At 61.7% G+C, this 19,673-nt stretch carries 16 protein-coding genes; 8 read left to right on the forward strand and 8 right to left on the reverse strand.

Translation table 11 applies throughout. The features are described 5' to 3' along the window. Positions 1 to 130 precede the first annotated feature (130 nt). On the reverse strand, positions 131 to 1,039 hold the full coding sequence (locus EGO55_RS13815) for a hypothetical protein (RefSeq protein WP_021688798.1): 909 nt from the start codon (positions 1,037 to 1,039) through the stop codon (positions 131 to 133). After that, positions 1,036 to 2,220, reverse strand: coding sequence for a Gfo/Idh/MocA family protein (locus tag EGO55_RS13820; RefSeq protein ID WP_052023594.1), 1,185 nt, complete (start codon positions 2,218 to 2,220; stop codon positions 1,036 to 1,038). The genes EGO55_RS13815 and EGO55_RS13820 overlap by 4 nt, the downstream gene beginning before the upstream one ends. A gap of 104 nt (positions 2,221 to 2,324) precedes the next feature. On the opposite strand from EGO55_RS13820, the gene EGO55_RS13825 reads away from it, so the two are divergent. Further along, on the forward strand, positions 2,325 to 3,167 hold the full coding sequence (locus tag EGO55_RS13825; protein ID WP_021688796.1) for a helix-turn-helix transcriptional regulator: 843 nt from the start codon (positions 2,325 to 2,327) through the stop codon (positions 3,165 to 3,167). Between the two features lie 180 nt (positions 3,168 to 3,347). Here EGO55_RS13825 and EGO55_RS13830 read toward each other — a convergent pair whose 3' ends face one another. Further along, positions 3,348 to 5,465: an NAD(P)/FAD-dependent oxidoreductase gene (locus EGO55_RS13830; RefSeq protein WP_040714693.1), complete on the reverse strand. Its 2,118-nt coding sequence runs from the start codon at positions 5,463 to 5,465 to the stop codon at positions 3,348 to 3,350. Between the two features lie 94 nt (positions 5,466 to 5,559). Here EGO55_RS13830 and EGO55_RS13835 point away from each other — a divergent pair, with 94 nt between their 5' ends. The 3 genes from EGO55_RS13835 (at position 5,560) to EGO55_RS13845 (ending at position 8,726) form a co-directional block, all read left to right on the forward strand. Then, complete coding sequence (locus EGO55_RS13835) at positions 5,560 to 6,228, forward strand: TetR/AcrR family transcriptional regulator (protein WP_052023593.1); 669 nt, start codon at positions 5,560 to 5,562, stop codon at positions 6,226 to 6,228. Positions 6,229 to 6,359: 131 nt separating this feature from the next. After that, positions 6,360 to 7,130 carry an SDR family NAD(P)-dependent oxidoreductase gene (locus EGO55_RS13840; RefSeq protein WP_021688793.1) on the forward strand — a complete coding sequence of 257 codons (771 nt, stop codon included), beginning with the start codon at positions 6,360 to 6,362 and terminating at the stop codon, positions 7,128 to 7,130. Between the two features lie 117 nt (positions 7,131 to 7,247). Then, a complete protein-coding gene (locus tag EGO55_RS13845) occupies positions 7,248 to 8,726 on the forward strand; it encodes a flavin-containing monooxygenase (protein ID WP_021688792.1) in 1,479 nt (492 codons plus the stop codon). 54 nt (positions 8,727 to 8,780) lie between these two features. On the opposite strand, the gene EGO55_RS13850 is transcribed toward EGO55_RS13845, so the two are convergent. The 4 genes from EGO55_RS13850 to EGO55_RS13865 all read right to left on the reverse strand — a co-directional run bounded on the left by EGO55_RS13850 (position 8,781) and on the right by EGO55_RS13865 (position 12,980). Continuing rightward, entirely contained in the window at positions 8,781 to 9,434 is a 654-nt protein-coding gene (locus EGO55_RS13850; RefSeq protein ID WP_021688791.1) for a TetR/AcrR family transcriptional regulator, read from the reverse strand. A 135-nt stretch (positions 9,435 to 9,569) separates the two neighbouring features. After that, the gene (locus tag EGO55_RS13855) at positions 9,570 to 10,658 is read right to left on the reverse strand and encodes a helix-turn-helix transcriptional regulator (protein WP_021688790.1); all 1,089 of its coding nucleotides are present in this window, start codon (positions 10,656 to 10,658) and stop codon (positions 9,570 to 9,572) included. 29 nt (positions 10,659 to 10,687) lie between these two features. Next, positions 10,688 to 11,848 (reverse strand): LLM class flavin-dependent oxidoreductase, encoded by a 1,161-nt coding sequence (locus EGO55_RS13860; RefSeq protein ID WP_021688789.1) that lies wholly within the window; start codon positions 11,846 to 11,848, stop codon positions 10,688 to 10,690. Between the two features lie 145 nt (positions 11,849 to 11,993). Further along, entirely contained in the window at positions 11,994 to 12,980 is a 987-nt protein-coding gene (locus tag EGO55_RS13865) for a quinone oxidoreductase family protein (protein ID WP_021688788.1), read from the reverse strand. A 204-nt stretch (positions 12,981 to 13,184) separates the two neighbouring features. On the opposite strand from EGO55_RS13865, the gene EGO55_RS13870 reads away from it, so the two are divergent. From EGO55_RS13870 to EGO55_RS13885, 4 genes are all read left to right on the forward strand, one after another. After that, complete coding sequence (locus EGO55_RS13870; protein ID WP_021688787.1) at positions 13,185 to 14,120, forward strand: alpha/beta hydrolase; 936 nt, start codon at positions 13,185 to 13,187, stop codon at positions 14,118 to 14,120. Between the two features lie 36 nt (positions 14,121 to 14,156). Further along, the gene (locus tag EGO55_RS13875; protein WP_021688786.1) at positions 14,157 to 15,101 is read left to right on the forward strand and encodes an SDR family NAD(P)-dependent oxidoreductase; all 945 of its coding nucleotides are present in this window, start codon (positions 14,157 to 14,159) and stop codon (positions 15,099 to 15,101) included. An 18-nt stretch (positions 15,102 to 15,119) separates the two neighbouring features. Next, positions 15,120 to 15,935, forward strand: coding sequence for an SDR family NAD(P)-dependent oxidoreductase (locus EGO55_RS13880; RefSeq protein WP_040714690.1), 816 nt, complete (start codon positions 15,120 to 15,122; stop codon positions 15,933 to 15,935). A gap of 620 nt (positions 15,936 to 16,555) precedes the next feature. Continuing rightward, positions 16,556 to 17,422, forward strand: coding sequence for a hypothetical protein (locus EGO55_RS13885; protein ID WP_021688784.1), 867 nt, complete (start codon positions 16,556 to 16,558; stop codon positions 17,420 to 17,422). Between the two features lie 152 nt (positions 17,423 to 17,574). Here the strand turns inward: EGO55_RS13885 and EGO55_RS13890 are convergent, their stop codons facing one another. Then, a complete protein-coding gene (locus tag EGO55_RS13890) occupies positions 17,575 to 19,506 on the reverse strand; it encodes a flavin-containing monooxygenase (protein ID WP_021688783.1) in 1,932 nt (643 codons plus the stop codon). Between the last annotated feature and the right edge of the window lie 167 nt (positions 19,507 to 19,673).

Below are 19,673 nucleotides of genomic sequence, written 5' to 3' on the forward strand. Positions count from 1 at the left end.
CCGTAGTATTTCTGATCGAGACGGATACGGTTGCATTCGCCAACCGACCGTACCGTCAGAAACATCGGCGGAGCAGGAGAGTCAATGTTCTTGTAAGCAAATACTGACTAGAGTTCGGATCGTACATCCATCAGATGATTTCATACCCTTCGCCGAAGATGCGCGAGGCCGCCCGGCTGTCATTCGGGCCTTTCCACCCGCGCACGCCCAGGGCATCGCGGGCTTCGGCGGGTGAAAGGTGCCAGATATCTTCCAGTTTCGCGGTGAACAGCAGATCGGATTGCTGGCCCACTTCGTAACCGTGGTTGAGGTTGTGCCACATCATCGGCCAGGCTTCCGGATAGTTCAGGATGCAGCGCATGAACCAGGGGAAAATCACCATGGTATTCGTGGCCAGCAACTGCCCGGCCAGTTCGGGGCTGATATGCGCGAACATGTTGCCGGTGCGCAGGCCGGTGGGGAAGATCTCCGCGATGACATCGAAGCCGACTTCACCCAGCAGGTGATCGAGATCGTGCGTTTGCCCCGTGCGCAGCGTGAAATAGTCGAAATCGCTTTCAGGCGCCCAATCGGGGTTTTCCATGCGCTGATGCAGGAGTTCGGGTGAGAGGCCCAGTGCATCCATATGGTCGTAGAGCAGCCGCCCGACAGAGCCGGCGGGATTGCGCGCCAGATCGTCCATCGAGAAAGTGGAGATGAAGCGCTCCTCGAACCATGCATCCAGCGCCGGGTTGATTGCGCGTTCAGCCTTGATCAGCGCATCGATGCGTTCGTTATCACGGGCATCGTCCAGTCCGTTGACCATTGATGCCATGCCGAACAGTAGCGGATAATCATGTCCGTTGCGCCGGAGGCTTTCGGTCGCCACCCATTCGCGCACACGCGGTTCATTGAGCCAGTTCGACGAACTGACGAGTACACTGCTGTCGGTGTGGATCAGCTTGCGGTTGTTCATGTAGCTCACGGCATTGCCGGATGTGACTTCGGAATCGTTATCGGCTGCCGGTGGCGCGGAAGCCTGTTCTGCGGTCGGGTTCATGGTCTATCCTTCTCGTTATGAGCCGCGCCCTGTTGCGCGCTGGCGATCAATGTCTGGTCGATCTCGGCGGCGAGGCGCTGGATTGCCACGCCGTGTGCGAAATCGGGAAAGGGTTGCGTGCCGTCATGAATGGCGCGGGCCAGATCTTCATAAAGATTGCCGATCGAAACCAGCGCATCGCGCGATGCGTCCACCCCGGGATAGGCCGAATAGCGCAGCGGTGCGCGCGGAATGGCAGTGCAATCGAGCGCTTCGGGCAGGGGCAGGGGCTGCACCGGTTGTCCGAGCTGTGCCCCGGATAGGGTGAGCGCTTCCATCGCGGGCATATCGGGCGCGGTCGAATCGAGACGGAGCGTTCCACCGCTGCCGCCGATCCGCCAGTGCGATTCCATACCCGCAAACGACATGCTGCCGAGATCGAGGCTGAACAGTGCGCCATTGGCCAATTTGCCATGGATCAGGATATGATCGGGCGCATCGCGCGTGCAGGGCGTTCCGGTTTCGTCGAACGGCGGGAGATGGATTGCCGAACGTGCCGTCCAGCCCACAATCGGGGCGAAATGGCTGCTGATCGCACCCAGCAGGTGGCCCCCGTAGATCGACAGAAGATGGGTGCCATGGGCGCGCGTCGCCATGGTCTGCGTGATCGAACCCGGCACACGCACGTGCAGGTTGATATCCTGCATCGTGCCGATGAAGCCATCCTGCACCAGCGATGCGGCATGGCGGAGGGCGGGGGCACCATTGAGGTGCAGCCCGATCATGGCCTTCACCCCGCGATCTGCGGCGATCTGCGCCAGTTCTTCCGCTTGCTCGAGAGTGATCGCCAGCGGCCATTCGCAATAGACATGCTTCCCGGCGAGCAGGGCGGAACGGGCGATCGCGTAATGGTGCGGGGCCAGAACGCAAACCGCGACAAGATCGACATCGGGATGCGCAGCCAGTTGCGCGGGATCGGTAAAGGCATGGCGCGCGCCGAACAGGCTGGCGGCCTTTTCTGCGGTATCCTGCCGCGTGGTGCACACGGCAGTCAGTTCGAAGTCGGGCAGATAATCGATAACGCGGCGATGCACGCCCGATCCCCAGCCGCGATCAGGATTGGCGCCGACAATGCCGACACGCACTGGTGAGGTTGAAGCGCGGGGCTGCGCGCCGGACGAAGGGGCAAGTTGTTGATCCATCGCGCGGCAGTATATAAGATTTTCAGGTATGGTGCATGGCCGGTGCGTTAGGCTCGCCACCACCAGTTAGGGAGAGATGCCACGGCTGCGTATGACAGCGGCGCGTGCGCAACCCGCCCGTGGAAAGGGTATGCGTGGTGGAAATGAACCTTCCGGGATTGAACGTGACGATCGAGGATGCGCGGTTCGGGCGCGAGATGGAATTAGCACCGGCGCGCCACGATGTGGTGGCATTCAACCTGTCGCGCACGCCGGTCGATATTCACGCCTGCTATATTTCACGGCGCGCGCGCAGCCCGTACCGCCGGTTCGGGTCTGTCAGCTATGTCCCCGCGGGGATCGGATTGCACATGTTCGGCAAGGAAGCGGGGGCATCCATGCTGATGTGCCGGTTCGAACAGCACGGGCAGAACGGAACCTTCGCCAATGCCGGGCCATCTGATGTCGCGCGGCTGGAAAAATGCACCGATATCCGCAATCGCGACATCGTGCGGGCACTGGAACGCATCGCGGAGGAAACGTTGAACCCCGGTCTCGGTAGCGAGACCTTGATCGCCGGTATTGCTGCCACGCTGGCTGTCGATCTGCTTCGGCTGGCGCAAGGGGATGAAGACGGATTGTCGGCGAACGAACAGTTACGCAGATTGGAAGCCTATTGTGCGCAGAACATCGCAGGTCGGCCCAGTTTGACGGAGGCGGCCGATCTGTGCGGGGTGACGGCGCGGCAATTGGCCCTCGCGTTGAAGCAGGCGAGTGGTCTGGGGTTCAGCCAGTTCGTGGCGGGCATGCGGCTGCGCCAAGCGCGCCAGATGCTGCGGGAAACCGGCTTGCCGATCAAGGAAATATCCTATCGTTGCGGGTTCAGCCATGTCAGCAGTTTTACCAGCGCCTTCCGCGAAGCTGAAGGGCGAACCCCCCATCGTTATCGGTTGAACAGCCAGCATTGACAGTGCTGATCCGCCCGCCTGCCGCGGGGTCGCCAATGCACTGGCACAAAAAAAGGGCGAAGAGTTCCCCCTCCGCCCCAACAGGGTAAATTGTTCGCCGGTCCGCCCGCAGGCCTGACCGTCACGCGCAGTGGTAGACGCGATTGGTTGTTGTTTGCAAGTAATAGATTGTAACAGCCATCAGATGGCGGCCACGGCTTCTGCCGCGCCGCGCATCGCCCCTTCGATGTAGCCCACGCCATTGGCATCGCCCACGGTTTCCACTGTGAAGCCTTCGGCGCGCAGCAGTTCCGCCAGCGCCAGATTGCCTTCGGCACCCCGTGCCACGATCACATTGTCGGCGGGTACGGTCTGCGCCTGTCCCGCTGCATCGACGAAGCGGACAGCGTCCTTGTCGATGGTGATATCCGCCGCACCGGCCTGCAGCGACACCCCATGTTCCGCCAGTTCGGCAAGAATGCGCATGCGGCGCACAAGGAGAAGGCCCTTGCCCAGACGCGGGGCCTCATCCACCACCGTGACCGTCCGCCCCCGTTCATGCAGGAATTCGGCCAGTTCGATACCGACCAGTTCGCCGCCGATAATCACGATGTTCTGGCCCAGCGGCATCCACGCATGCGTGGCCTTGCGCACCACGTCGAGATTGGCGGTCACACCCGTGGCGGCGCCGATTTTGGTTGCCATCCGGGTGAGCAGGCCGGTCTTGCGCTTCAGTTCGCTGGAGCTTTCGCCCAGCATCATGTTGCGCATGTCATCGCCGGAGAACACATGTGGCAAATCGTTGCCCGGGATCGGTGGCATGCCGCGAATGGCGCCCGTGGCAACAATAACCTTGTCCACGCCCAATTGGCGCAGCAGTTCCGGGGTTGCTTCGGTGGAAAGGCGCACGTCGATGCTGGCTTCCGCCACTTCGGCGCGGAGCCAGTTCAGCAGGCGTTCGTTGGGTTCGTAAGCGAGCGAGGCGAAGCGCAGCGTGCCGCCCAGACGGTCGCTCTTTTCGATCAGCGTGACCTTGTTGCCAAGGGCTGCCAGCCTGCGGGCCGATTCCATGCCGCCGGGGCCGCCGCCGATAACGGCAATATGCTGGTTGCCCGCAGGTTTGGGCTTTTGTTGATATTCGTACCCCAGTTCGGGATTGACCGCGCAACGGGCGTGATCGCTCATGTAGATCGCGCTGATGCAGGTGTAGCAATAGATGCAAGGGCGCACCTTTTCGGGATTACCCGCAGCCAGTTTGTTCGGCAGGTGCGGATCAGCCAACAGTTTGCGCCCCATGGCGATGAAATCGACTTCGCCTTTGCCAATTGCGCGATCGCCCACATCGGGTTCGACGCGGCCAGAACCGAGCACCGGGATCGATACCGCCGCCTTCACTTTTGCCGTCGCGGGCAGGTTCCAGGCATCCACATGTGGTGTGTGCGATTCCGAATGCAGTTTGCCGTCCCCGGTATCGTGATAGGTGGTCATGGTCAGGGCATCGACACCGGCTGCCTCCAGCATCTTTGCCGATTGCTGCGCGTCTTCCACGGTGATGCCGCCGGGTTTGCCGACTTCACGCGAATCCAGCTTTACCCATACCGGATAGTCCGGGCCGACTTCTGCACGGACGGCGCCGACCACTTCCAGCACCAACCGCATGCGGTTTTCCAACGATCCGCCATAGGCATCGGTGCGGGTGTTGGTCAGGGGCGATATGAAAGAGGACAGCAAATAGCCGTGCCCGCTGTGGATTTCGACGCCATCGAACCCGGCCTGCTTTGCGCGGCGGGCGCCAGCGGCGAATTGCTGGACGACCAGATCGATATCGGCCTGTTCCATTACCTTGATCTCAGGCGGTGTCATGCCGGCGAGACCGGCCAGTTCTTCCATCAGGAAGTAGTCGGTGAAGTTGCCTTTCGATGCAGGGGGAATGGCCGGTGCCCAGAGGGGGTGGCCCCAGCGCGCGGCGGCATAGCCAGCGACCAGCCCGCCGTGGTGGAGCTGCGCGGCGATTTTTGCGCCATGGGCATGCACGCGTTCTGTCAATTTCGTGAGGTTGGGGATGAAGCGGTCGTCTGAAATGGCTGTCTGCTGCCACGCCACGCAACCCACGGGCCATGCCACGCTGGCCACCCCGGAAATAATCAGCCCGACGCCGCCTTTGGCCTGTTCTTCGTGATAGGCGATCAGCCGTTCACCCACGGTCCCATCGTCTTCGGACAGGCTGACCCCCATTGCGGTCACCGCGATGCGGTTGCGCAATTCCATGGTGCCTATCCGGCCGGGCGAGAGGAGGTGAGGGAAACGGTTCGAGGTCATGGTTCAGGCTCCGCATTATGATTATCGTTTGGCCGGGGCAGGCCACCTGCATCAAGGCTTGCCGCCGGTGTAGTTGTCTGACTATACAGTTTGTATGGCCGACGCAATCGCTATGGAAGATGCCGATGGCATGCCGCCCAACGCCAGGGGCAACGCCTTGCAAATGGCCCAGCGCGAGGCCACGCGCGATCGTCTGGTGGAAGGGGCGGTGCGCGTCTTCACGCGCAAGGGGTATGCCGCCTGTGTCGTGGCTGATGTGCTCAAGGAGGCGCATGTCAGCCGGGCATCGTTCTATGCCCATTTCGCGTCGATGCAGGCCCTTGTTGCCGAGATAGCCGATCGCTTCGCGCCCGTCTGGCAACCGCATTATCGCGAACTGGCGAATCTGCCTGGCAAAACGCTGGAACAACTGACCGGCTGGTGCGCGCGTATGGTGCGCTTTTACCGCGAGAACGAAGCGGTTTGCGTCATCCTTGCGCAGGCGTCGCTGCTGGATCAGGAAATTTACGGCAAAACCTCTGGCTATCAGGATGTCCTGGCCGACATGATCGCCGACAGCGAGCCGGGGCTGGCCCATCTGCGGTACGATCCCGACGCGCGGTTACGTATTGGGCTGGTGCTTAGCCAGCTCGACCGCGCATGCTATTATCTGGGGGTGCGCAATTGGGAGGGCGATCCGCAAGTGGGGATCGCGACCATGGCCGCGCAGCTCCATCATTTTCTTCATGGCGAATTGCGACGCGGCGGCGCAGCGGCCGGTTAGGTCGCACTTTCGCAGCCTGCACGGCAAGCGGCATAAGGTGCCAAGGCGGACACAAAAGCGGCCATCACCTTGCACCGCCCCAAGCCGCAAGTTAGCCATCACCTCATATATTGCATGGAGGAGATCCCGGGATGAGTGAGCGGCTGGAAGGCAAGTGCGTTATCGTTATCGGCGCAGGCACCGGCATTGGTGCGGCCACGGTCAGACGGCTTGCCAAGGAAGGCGCACGCGTGTGCGTGGCGGACATCAATGGGGATGCCGCGGCGGCTGTTGCCGACGGTGTGCGTGCAGTCGGTGGCGATGCCATTTCCGTGGCGGTCGATATCACCGATCAGGCGGCTGTGGATGCGGCTGTGAAAACCGCGGTGGATCATTTTGGCAGGCTGGATGGCGCGCATATCAACGCGGCGGACTTGCGCGTAATCTTTCAGGACAGCGATGCGCTCGACGTCGATCTGGAGGTGTTCGATCGCACGATCGACGTGAACCTGCGCGGGCATCTGCGTTGCACCAAGGCGGTCCTGCCGCATCTCCTGGCCAGTGGCGGGGGTGCGATCGTCTACACCAGTTCGGCAGCCGGGCATGAGGGTGAGCCGACCCGCCCTTCCTATGCCGCGTCGAAAAGCGGGCTGAACGCACTGATGCGCCACGTCGCCCGGCGTTGGGGCAAGGAAGGGCTTACCGCCAATGCCGTTGCCCCCGGTTTCGTCCTGACACCGGAAATGATCGCGGGCGGGCAGGTCCCCCCTGATTTCGTCGAACAGTGCCTCCGGGGTGTCAGCAGCACCCGGCTGGGCAGCGTGGATGATATCGCGGCTATGGTGGCCCTGCTGCTGTCCGAAGACGGCCGCTGGATCAACGGGCAGGTCATGCACGTCAATGGCGGCGCGCTGATGCGTTGATCGGGGCGGGACAGGAATTTCATTTCGCTCCGTTACGTAACCCTATCGGGTGATGTGGGCAGGCGCAGACTGTGCGACTGCCCACCATCAGAACAGTAACGGGAACGAGGTTTGGATATGTCCTCTGTGAATAACGGGTCAGAACGCAAGTTGCGCTATGCGGTGATCGGGGCCGGCATGGCCGGTGTGCTCGCGGCCATCAGGCTGAAGCAGCGTGGCGAAGACTTCACCGTCTATGAAAAAGCGGCGCGTCTGGGCGGCACATGGCGTGAAAACCGCTATCCGGGCCTGACGTGCGACGTGCCTGCCCATGCCTACACCTACAGCTTCGAACCCTATCCGGAGTGGAGGGCGTTCTATGCCGATGGCGGTGAAATCCAGACCTATTTCGAGAAGACGGCAGAAAAGTACGGCGTGACGCCGCATATCCGTTTCAACAGCGAAGTCGTTTCTACCGCGTGGGACGATGAACGGCAGGTCTGGAAGCTGGGCTTGATTGGCGGTGAACAGGTCGAGGTCGACGTCGTGATCGCGGCATCGGGCGTGCTGCACCATGTTAATGTGCCGGATATTCCCGGTCTCGACACCTTTGAAGGCCATGCGTTCCATACCGCCCGTTGGGATGATGACGCCCGGATCGATGGCGCGAAGGTGGGTCTGGTCGGTTGTGGTTCCACCGGTATCCAGATTGTCACGGCACTGGCCGACAAGGTGGAGAAGCTGGTCCACTTCCAGCGTTCGCCGCAGTGGATCATGCCGGTCGAACAGTTTGCCTATTCGGATGCAGACCGCGAAGCCTTCCGCAATGACCCTGCGCTGATGGATGCGATCCGCTTCAGCGATGAATATATCGGCAATGTCCGCCGCTTCACTGACGGTATCACCGACTTCAACAGCCCCGAGATCAAGGCGGTGCAGGATCTGTGCGAACAGTATCTCAATGCCAAGATCACCGATCCGGAACTGCGGGCGAAGCTGACGCCGAATTATCAGGCGGCGTGCAAGCGGCTGGTCTATTCCTGGTGCTATTACGATGAAGTGCAGAAGCCTTCGGTCTATGTCGAAACGGGCGGTATCGAACGGGTCGAACCGAAAGGCGTGCGGATGAAGGACGGCACGTTCCACGAACTCGACACGCTGATCCTTGCAACGGGTTTCAAGGCGGATCGCTTTATCCGTCCGACCACGGTGCTGGGCGAAGGCGGCCGTTCGCTGGACGATGCCTGGGCCACGCGCCCGACGGCCTATTATGCCGTGACAATCCCGGAATTCCCCAATTTCTTCATGCTCAACGGGCCAACCGGGCCAGTGGGCAACTTCTCGCTTATCGATATTGCTGAACGCCAGTGGGACTATATCGAGCAGTTGCTCGACCTGATCCGCAAGGGTGAGGCGAAGGCTGTCGCGCCGAGCGCGGCCGCACACGAAGATTACGAGGAACGGCGTATCGCCGCAGCCAAGAAGACGATTTTCGGTTCGGGTTGTTCGAGCTGGTACCTCGATGCCACGGGCGTTCCGGCAAGCTGGCCGTGGAGCTACGACGCCTTTGCCGAAGCCATGGCAGCGCCGAAGATGGCCGATTACGTCATCAGCTAGGCACGGTTGTCTGATATCTGTTGGAGAAGGGCGGGCCCGCAGGCTCGCCCTTTTTCATGCGTCGATATAGCGCGCGATGACGTCGTCGGTCAGCCCGATGCCCCGGCAACAGAACCATAGGGCATCCATCGCCAAATCCTCGTTATCGGAATCGTAAGGCCGCGACGCGGGGGCCAGGGCGCGGATCGCGCTGATCATGGTGCCCACATGTTCGATGAACATCGCGGTGTTGGCGACGCTCAGCGGCTTTCCGGTAATTTCGCCGCTTTCGCGCGCATTTTTGTGCGCTTCACCCACTTTTTTCGCGTTGAGACGCTGGGAACGGCGATAGATCAGACTGGCATAGTTTCCATCACCGGCAAGGCTGGCCAGTGTCATGCGAAAACGTTGTTCCTGGTCTTCTTCCGCTTCCGCGATGACAGTACGGAAATAGGTCTTGAGCGTGCGGATCAGGCCTGCCGCATTCGTTTCCTGCAGGCCGAGCAATTGATAATGATCGTCCTGTTCCTTGAAGACCTGACGCATGACCGCGCGATAGAGCGCGAGCTTCGAAGGGAAATGGCGATAGACGAGCGCTTCCGAGACATTTGCTTCACGCGCGATCTGCAGCGTCTTTGCGCCTTCATATCCGTATTGCGAGAACACGCGCCGCGCCGCCGCGAGGATCAGCGTGCGGCGTTCCGGGCCAGATATGCGCTTTCGTGTCATAAGTGCTTACTTATGAACAAATGAGGTCGTGTCAATTTTCTTTCCCCGAAGCATGCACGTATTTCCGGGAAAAATCGGGGGTGTGCGCGGCGAAGTCAGTGCGCTGGATATCCGGTGCAACTTACTTTCTATCGATCATGCCCCTGTCGATGCGAGAATGCTGACCAATTGTGATTGGCGGCGTGCACCGGTTTTGGCAAAAATTGCGCGAAGCTGGGTTTTCGCGGTGTTGTGGGTGATCCCCAGTTTCTGCGCGGCCTCCACCAGGGACAGCCCCTGCGTAAGTGTGACCGCCAGCCGCGCTTCCGCCATGGTCAGGCCAAACAGTTCGCGGACAGTTTGCGGCTGCAACTGCGTTTCTTCGCCGGGAAGCGCGAGAAACAGCGCCAGAGCCCCGGTGCCCGAATGGATGGCGGGCAGGTTCATCGCGCGGGCTGAGGCGATCAGATCGCCGCGATCCGCCCGTTCGATGCGAAACCGGGTGACTTTGGCCTGTGCCTGCGGGCTGGCCAGCAGGTCGGCAATGATCTTGCGCGGTTCGGCATTGTCGAACGCCAGCGTGTCACCCGCGCGGCGCACGCCTTCACCTTCATCAAGGAAGCGTTCGGCCAGCGCATTGCTGGAAACGATGCGATTGTTGCGGTCGAGGACGAGCAGCGCCAGACCAAGCCCTTCTGTCGCGCTTTCGAACACACCATGTTCTGCGCCCGCCAGTTGCAGCTTCTCGAACAGGCCGACGGCAATCCGCAAATGCGGTACCAACGCTTGCAAGGCGTTACGGTCCGAGGCGGTGAAATCGGGCAGGGACTTGTCGCGCGAGACACGGAAACGGGCTTCGAACTGGCTGGCGAAGCGCATGTCCACGGCCAGCACCTGTTCGCCGCCCGCCACGTCGAGATAGTCGCGATAGGCGGCGTATTCTTCCATCGCCATCTGGCTGATGAATTCCGTGAACGAGGTGACCTTACCATCGGGCAGATCCTTGAACGGATCGACGGCGAAAAAGGATTCGAGATAGCGGGCCTGAAACACCGGGTCGGCGCCGGGGGTCACGTACGTGCCCGGGATATGTGTACCCGGGGCCGTGATGATCAGCGTGGAAAAGGTGGAATCGAGCCAGGTGGCCAGTGCCTTGAGAAAGGCTTCCCATGGCCGTTCGCCAGTAAGGTCGCCGTAAAGGCGAACAAGCAATTCAGAGAATTGGGGATCGACACGCTGGTCCATCCCCAACCCATAGACATAAATCAGGGCATTCAGCCAGCCACAGTTTCAACCTGCTTCGCAGCGGCCTGATTGCGGAAGTGCGGAATGACCTTCTCGCCGATGTTGCGGATCGTTTCCATGATCACGTCGTGCGGAATACCGCCCATCTGGAACATGAACAGGATTTCGTCGGCACCGGCATCGATCAGGCGCTGCACATAACGGATGCAGTCGTCCGGCGTGCCGTAGGCGTCCTGTGCGATGTTGTAGTTCGACAAGTGTTCGTCACCCACCGGAATGGCTTCTTCCGACAGGTAAGCAATGGTCTGCTGCTTTTCCTTGTCGAGGATCGCCGCCTGTTCGTCGCCCGAAAGGTTTTCGTCGATCGTCGGCTTGGGGCCGCCCTGATACCAGTAGGCGATCGATTCAGCGAAGAAGCGCTGGCCGCGCAGGCCGATCTTGCGGGCCTTTTCGCGGTCGTCGAGCACGGTCGCAGCGCAAAGCGCGGCAAGGTGTTCGGTCGGGCGGAAGCCGACCTGATCTTCGGGCTTACGATTGCGATAGGCTTCGCGATAGATCGCGTTCTTCTTGGCGATTTCTTCGGGGCCCGAGAAACCGAGAACCAGCGCGCCAATGCCGCGTTCGCCAGCGGCGACCAGCGTGTGCTCGCGGGTGCAGGCCATGTACATCGGCGGATGCGGATCCTGATAGGGGCTGGGGTGGATCGGGCGCTTCGGGATCTTCACATACGTGCCGTCATGCTCGATCTCGTCCTGCACCATGATCTTGGGGATCAGGTACATGCTTTCGTCGATCATCGGCTGCAGTTCTTCGAGGTTGTAGCCGAAGGTGCCGGCTTCCTGCTGCGTGCCGCCTTTGCCGACGCCGAAGTGCAAACGGCCCTTCGACAGGATGTCGAGCGTGGCAATGCGTTCTGCAACTTTCACCGGATGGTTCATGGCCGGCGGCAGGCAGACCACGCCGTGGCCGACGTGAATGCGGCTGGTTGCGCCGGCGATGAAAGCCAGCACGGTTTCCGGGGCCGACATGTGCGCATACTGGGTCAGCGCGGTGTGTTCGACGCACCAGATGCAGTCGAAGCCCATTTCTTCGGCATATTTCGCCTGGTCGACGATCTGATGGAAAACAGCCTGTTCATTTTCGCGCGAGGTATCGACCATCTGCGCTTCATAAATGATGGAAAACTTCATTCGCTTCTCTCCCGAGCTCAAAGGCCTGAAACTGGACGCGGATGTTATTCCTCTGCCACCCCCGCACATCACCCAAATGGGTTAAGCGCGGAGGCGGCGGAAAATTTTCACCGTTTGGCGGAAAATCGACAGTTTTCAGCCATTATCACCCCTGTGTATCGAGCGCGGCATCGACTTCGAGGAGAATTTTTCCGCGAACATGGCCGTCCTGCACTCGCCGGTGGGCTTCGCTCGCCTGATCCAGTGGGAGAATCGTGTATTCGGGTGTCCTGATGCCGCCATCGGCGAGCGCTTCCACCAGTGCGCGCAATTGCCGGGGCTGGTTGGGGAAAGTCGACACGGTCGGGATCACCGTCACGCCCGCGGCCTCGGCTTTCGCCGGATCGATCGTGCGTTCTTCGGGGATCAGCGTGCCGATCGGTGCCACGATCCCGCCGCGCCGCATTACATCGACCACATCGACGAAAGTGCCCTGACCGACAGTGTCGACCACCACGTCCACCCCTTCGGGCGCCCAGTCGCGGATTTGCGCATAGACATCGCCTTCGCGGTAATTGATGGCCCGTTCCGCACCCAGCGATGCGACATAGGCAGAGTTGTTCGGGCTGCATGTCGCGGCCACACGTGCGCCCGCCAGTCGCGCGATCTGGATTGCGAAACTGCCCGTGCCCCCTGCGCCGCCGTTGACGATCACCGTCTTGCCAGTGGCCGCCTGACCCACGTCGATGGTCGCTTCCCAGGCGGTCATGCCCGCAGTCGGCAAGGTGGCGGCATCGCGCAGGCTGACATGATCGGGCAGCCGGACCACCCGTTCCGCTGCGGCGCGGACATATTCGGCGTAGGAACCGCGTTCGCCCATGCCCTGGTTGCCCGGTGTCACCACCCGGTCGCCCACGGCCAGCCCTTCCACCCCTTCGCCCACTTCGGCGACGATTCCTGCTGCGTCAAAACCCACGACGAACGGGAATTCGTAATCGAAATAGCGGGACAGCCAGCCTTCGCGCGCTTTCCAGTCTGCCGGGTTCACACTGGCATAGGCCACCTGCACCACGACATTGCCGGGGGTCGCCGCCGGGCGTGCGATTTCGTCCATGTGCATGACTTCGGGGCCGCCAAATGCGTCCAGAACCATTGCTCTCACTGTCTGATCACTCCTCTTCCTCGTTGACCATGGGTCTACGGGGGCTATCAAAGTGAGTAAACGCTTATTAAGAGTTGCTGCGAGGCGGGCTTGGCTATAATTGCGTTCCAAATTGTCATGGAAGTGTGCGCCGCGATTCATCGGGCGTGCCCTGTGCCGGACAAACACAAAACGACGGAATGAGGAGACCGAAGGATGCCGATTGACCCGCAGATTGAGGCGATGCTTGCCAATGCGCCGCCGTGGCCCGGGGTGCGTGCCATTCCGCTGGATATGCTGCGTCAATCGGTGCGGGACAGTTCGGTGGCCATTCCTCCGGCACAGGACGCAGTGGTCGCCGATGTGGAAGATCGCACGATTACAGGGCCGGGCGGGGATCTTGCCCTGCGACTTTACACGCCGCAGGGTGACGGGCCGTTCCCGGTCACGCTGTACATGCACGGTGGCGGGTTCGTGGTGGGCGATCTCGATACGCAAGACATGATTGCCCGCGCGCTCTGTGCATGGGGCGAAACGCTGGTGGTGTCGGTCGACTATCGCCTTGCGCCGGAACACCCGTTCCCTGCCGCGCCGGACGATTGCTGGGCCGCGTTGCAGTGGGCCGCAGCTCATGCGGCGGACCTGGGCGGCGATGCCACGCGCCTGTCCGTGGCGGGCGACAGCGCCGGGGGCAATCTCGCCGCGTCTGTCGCGCTGCGGGCACGGGATGCGGGAGGGCCTGCCTTGCGCGCACTCGTGAACATCTACGGGTCGTGCAACTATCCTTCGGACGATACGCCATCTTCGCGCGAATTTGCCGATGGCCCCATTCTTCAGCGTGATGATGTCGACTGGTTCTGGGAACAGTTCCTCTCCGATCCGTCGCAGCAGGACGATCCGCTGGCATCCCCTTCGCGGGCGGCCAGCCATGCTGGCTTGCCGCCGACGTTCGTGGGAACCGCCGAATGCGATCCGTCGCGCGATGATGCCGAAAACTTTGCCGCCAAAGTGGCCGGGGCGGGCGTGGAAGTGCAGCAGAAACGCTATCCCGGCATGGTTCACGGCTTCGCGTCGTGGGTCGGGTTTCTGCCCGGCGCGCGCGACGTCCTGCAGGACGCGGCGGCATTTCTGAAAACACACAACGCCGCGTGAACGGCGGCGATTGACAGCAAGAGAGGAGAAGGGTGCATGAGCACGCTCAATTTTGATGGAAAAGTTGCGATTGTCACCGGTGCCGGTGGCGGTCTGGGCAAGGAATACGCCAGCCTTCTGGCTGCACGCGGGGCGAAAGTTCTGGTGAACGATCTGGGGGGCAACTTCACCGGGGAAGGGGCGGACACCGACTATGCCGCCGCCGCTGCGGAGGAGATCCGTTCCAAGGGAGGCATCGCCGAAGCGAATACGCAGAGCGTGGCGACATCGGCCAGTGCGAAGGCGATCGTGGCCGATGCCATGCAACGCTGGGGCCGGGTGGATATCCTCGTCAACAATGCCGGGATCGTCAGCGGCGGCGGGCCGCTGGAAACGCTGACCGACGACCAGTGGGACAAGGACATTTCCGTCGCCGCCAGCGGCACCTTCTATCTGTGTCGCGAAGTCTGGTCGCAGATGAAGGCCAACGATTATGGCCGGATCGTCAACGTCTGTTCGGGGTCGTGGTTCGGCATGGGATCGGGCGTGCCCTATCCCGCGGCCAAGGGCGCGGTCTGGGCAATCACCCGCTGCCTCGGGTCGGCCAGCGCGGCCAATGGCTGGAACATTCGCACCAATTGTATCATGCCGATTGCCGGAAGCCGGATGACCGAGCTGATGGGCCCGGAAATCAACGCGTTGATGCACCGTGATTTTCCGCCGCGTTCGGTCGCCCCGGTGGTGGCCATGCTCGCCCATGAAGACGCGCCCTGCAATGGCGAAATGTTCACGGTCGGCGGCGGCGGCTATGCGCGCGTGTTTGCCGGTGTGACAGCCGGATACCGCGCCACTGACAAGGATTGGACGATCGAGGATGCCATGGCCAATTTCGACCAGGCCTTCAGCACCGACCAGTTCGAAATCCCGAAAGATTCGATGGACGATGCCGGGATGTACACGTCCGATGTGCCGTGGCCGTTGTTCCGCCAGTTTATCGCCTGATCGACAAGGAAAAGCATGATGGGAAGAGTAGAAGGCAAGGTCGCCATCGTGACCGGTGCTGGCCGTGAAGGCAATATCGGGGTGGCCGTGTGCCGCGCCCTGTTGCGCGAAGGGGCAAAGGCCGTGATCGGCACCGATATGCGGGCGGATCAGGCGCAGGCGATCAGCGATAGTGTGGCCGCAGACGGCCATGCCGGGGCGTTCCGGCTGGTGCAGCAGGATGTGACCAGCGAGGCAGACTGGCAACGGGTGATCGGCGATACGGTGGCGCAGTTCGGCCAGCTGGACGTGCTGGTCAACAATGCGGGGCTGTCGATCCATGGCGGTGTGCTGAACACATCGCTGGAAGATCTGCGCACGGTCATGGCGGTCAATCACGATGCGCTGTTCCTGGGCATCAAATATGCCACACCGCATCTCGCATCGGCGGTGGAGCGGTTTGAAGGCGGTGGATCGATCATCAACAATCTGTCGATGGCGTCGTACATGCCCAATGCGAACAATATCGGTTATCACGTGTCGAAATCGGCGGGTCGGATGCTGACGATCTGCGCCGCGCAGGAACTGGGCAGCAAGCGCATCCGGGTGAACTCGATCCATCCGGGGATGACCATGACCCCGATCCTGCGCGAAGGGTTCGAGGACTATGTCCGGCAGGGCTTGTGGGAATCGACCGAGGCGGCGGAAGCCGCGCTGGCCGCCATGGGGCCGCTGGGTATTTCCAGCCAGCCGGAGGACACCGCGCATGCCTTTGTCTATCTGGCATCGGATGAATCCCGCTTCATGACTGGGGCGTCGATCTATCACGACGGGGCGATCGGCCTGCGTTATTGATGCGATGCCATGGCGTGGCGGGGTGCTGATGGCACCGCGCCGCGCCCGTCCGGGGTGACACAGAACGGCCCGATAACGCGCGCATGGCCAGCGGCATATGCGCGGCCTGCGGGCGCGCGCGCCAGTATCGCGGCCGGGGGAAGCCCTTGGACCGGTGGGGGATTTCGATCCAGCCTTTGTCCGGCACGGTTGGGCTGATGGTCGAGGGTGCCGGTGCAGCATGTGTAACCTTCCGGGACGGTACCATGCTACCACTTGGCCGCGTCTGACCCCATGGGGTGGCGCAAGGGTTGAAAATGACGCTTTTTTGCGGTCCATCGCATAGCTTAAGGCAGGTTTTGCCGCTGTAGGAAAGCGTGGCGGCGCGGCCTGCGCAGGCGTGATCGGGCGACATTTACGCATGGCGGGGCGTTCGTCCCGCCAGAAGCACGGGCCGTTTTGCTCTTTGCGGCCATACCGTGAATGCTAAGCTGCCATTCAGATTTCGCGGGGCAGGTCACCGCGATGATGCGTTAACCCCCGCATGACCGCTCCGGTCGTGATGCAGCCAGCGGAAGCGATCGTTTTTGTACACCCCTGATTATTCCTCCTTCAATCGTTCGCCAGATGGCGGGCGGGGAATGTTCGGGCGCCGTGTGATCGGGATCACGCTATCGGTCCTGATTCAGGGGCTGTTCCTTCTTCTGATGCTCAGTCTTGGGCAGGTGCAGGCGGTGCTGCCGGACAAAGTGCCTGCCCTGTCGACATTCACGGCCAGCGCCGAACAGGAAGAACAGCAGAAGCAGGAAGAGCAGGTAGAGAAGAAGGAACCGGAAAAGCAGGAGGAGGCGGAGAAGGAGAAAGAGCCTGAACCCGAGCCGGAGCCTGAACCGGAACCCGAGCCGCAACCGAAGCAGCCCGAAACGAAACCGTCGCCCAGTCCACAACCGAAACCGCGCCCGGCGCAGCCCACGCCCGCCCCGCGCCCCGATCCCGAGCCGAAACCATCGCTGGCCAGTATCCTGCAACTGACGCCCGAACAGGCACCCGCTGCGGACAGTTCGGGCGCACTGGCCGGGCCACCCGCGCCTGCCGCAGCGGCTGCCCCTGCGGCGCCTGCCACGGGCGCCGGGGCGGGTGATGGGCAGGCGGTGGGGGCGGCCAATGCGGGTGGTCCGCCCGATACGCCGCGTACGGGCAGCGTCGCGCCCAACGGTCAGCCGCTTTATGCCGCATCGTGGTACCGCCAGCCGACGCAGGCGGAATGGTTGCGGTATCTGGCGCCGGCAAAAGGGCAGGGGTCAGCGGTGATCGCGTGCCGCACGCGGCCGCAGTACCGCGTCGACAAGTGCGTTGTGGTGAGCGAGACCCCCGGCGGGACCAATATCGGCCGGGCGGCGGTGTCCGCATCATCCCATTTTCTCGTGCGGCCCCCATCGCTGCAGGGCAAGCCGGTGATCGGCAAATGGGTCCGTATTCGCATCGATTACGCCGCCCGGCCGCAATAGGCGGTTGGTCGGAAACGCATCGGCACCGGAACGCCCGAGGCAAAACGGGCGGATGCCATCAGGCCAGAATCGAAAACGGCCGCTCCGGTGATGCGGGGAACGGCCGTTTCCTTTGGTGAGGAGGGCGCACACCGTGCACCCCGCCCACATGCCTATTTGTGCAGGTCGTAGCTGCCTTCCGCCGGGCGGCGGGTTTCGGTGAAGAAATCCACCAGACGCCACGGCCATGACAGGAATACGCGGCCCTTGGAATTGTTGTAGTAACTGTTGGCGCCGGGATGGGTCCAGATCATCTCGGGCATCCGTTCCTCGACCTTGCGGTTCCAGGCGTCATAGGCGTCCTGTTTTACTTCGAAGGCCTTGGCATCGGCTTCCACGATCCGGTCGAGTGCTTCGATAATCCAGTTCACCTGACATTCGGAAATCATGTTCTGGCCGGCGGCGTGGTTGGGGGCGCTGTTGGGGCCGACCGTGTGGAAGTAGTTGGGATAGCCCGGAATGCACATGCCCATATAGGACCGGGCATCGTCTTCACCCCATTCTTCACCCAGATCGCGGCCGCCGACGCCCTTGATCGTCAGATTGCCGATCATTTTTGCGACGTTGAACCCGGTGGCGCAGACGATGATGTCGCATTCGTAGAAAGTGCCGTCCTTACCTTCCACGCCATTGGGCAGGATGCGTGCGATACCGCCCGTTTCCAGATGCACATTGTCGCGCGCCAGCGCGTCGAGCCAGCCATTGTCGAGGATGATGCGCTTGGAGAAAATCGGGAAATCCGGGGTGAGCTTCTCGATGATGTCCGGGCGATCGGCCATGCGTGCATGGAGATGGGACAGCGCATATTGCCGGATGCCTTCGTTGGCGGCGGAAACGGCCAGACTGTTGCCTTCCCATTCCGGATCTTTCAGCACGTTGCTGAACAGCCCGTCGGCCGCATTCCAGTACACGCGGAAGCGGAACCATTCGAGATAGGTGGGGATGTGGGTCAGGGCCCACTTCATCCCTTCGCTCACATCATCGGCGATTTCGGGATTGGACAGCACCCAATGCTTCGTACGTTGATAGACGTTCAGGCTGGCGACTTTGGGGGCGATCGCGCCCACCAGCTGCGCGGAGCTGGCGCCTGTGCCGATCACGGCCACGCGTTTGCCGGTTACATCGAGATCGGCCGGCCAGTTGGCGGTGTGCACCACCGGGCCATCGAAATCGTTGAGGCCGGGAATATCGGGCCAGCGGAAACGATTGACCGGACCGTGGCCGTTGATCACCGCATTGGCCACGATATCTTCATGCGAACCATCGGGGTTGCGCACGGTCACAGTCCAGGTGCCGGACTTGTCGTCATAGACCAGCGTTTCGACCGCCGTGCCGAAGCGCATGTTTTCACGCAGCTTATACTTGTCGGCGACCGCCAGCATGTAGCGCTGCATATCGGCACCCTGCGGGTGATAATGCGTCCAGTCCGGCCAGATTTCCCAGCTGAAGCTGTAGAAGTGGCTGGGCGTGTCGACACCGACGCCGGGGTAGCGGTTTTCATACCAGGTGCCGCCGACATCGCTGTTCTTTTCGATCACGACATAGTCGTAACCGGCTTCGCGCAGTTTGGTGGCAGCGGCCATGCCGGTGAGCCCGGCGCCGATGACGAGAACCTTGAAATTCGCGGGCGGCTTGCGGCGACCTTCCACTTGCGAACGATCGATCCACGGGCGGAAACCGCACTGGTCGAATACGGCGTCGATGAATTCGTCTTCCACCGCTTCGCCCACGGTCACCGACATGATGCGCTGGATCAGGGCATCGGAAGGTGCATCCTTGTGCAGGCCTTCGCCGGTGGTCAGCAGATGCCGCATCTTGCCGCGCAGTTCTTCGGCCAGATCATCGGGGATGACTGTGATTTCGCCGGAAAACGCAGGCTTGATGTGCGGTGCAAAGCGATCCAGCAGCGCGAAATCGCGTGACAGATGCGCATAGGCGGCGAGCAATGTCTGCACATTGGCTTCTGCCAGCGCCCGGGACAGTTCGGCACTGTCGGGCAAAGGCAGGGAATCCATGGCGCGCGCAAGCTTTTCGTTAGTGGACATCACGTCTCCCGAATCTGTCCGTTGTAATTGTGAGTATTCACTTACATTGATTGGCGCGGGTTTCAAGCGGTGATTTCGATCCCGGCCGCATGCATGTGATGCGCCGGTGCAACACAATGAAACGCCCTGGTGTGAAAAATGCCGGAGGACGTGCGTGTGGCATTGAC

Origin of the sequence: Caenibius tardaugens NBRC 16725, assembly GCF_003860345.1 — a bacterium.
Lineage (GTDB): Bacteria > Pseudomonadota > Alphaproteobacteria > Sphingomonadales > Sphingomonadaceae > Caenibius > Caenibius tardaugens.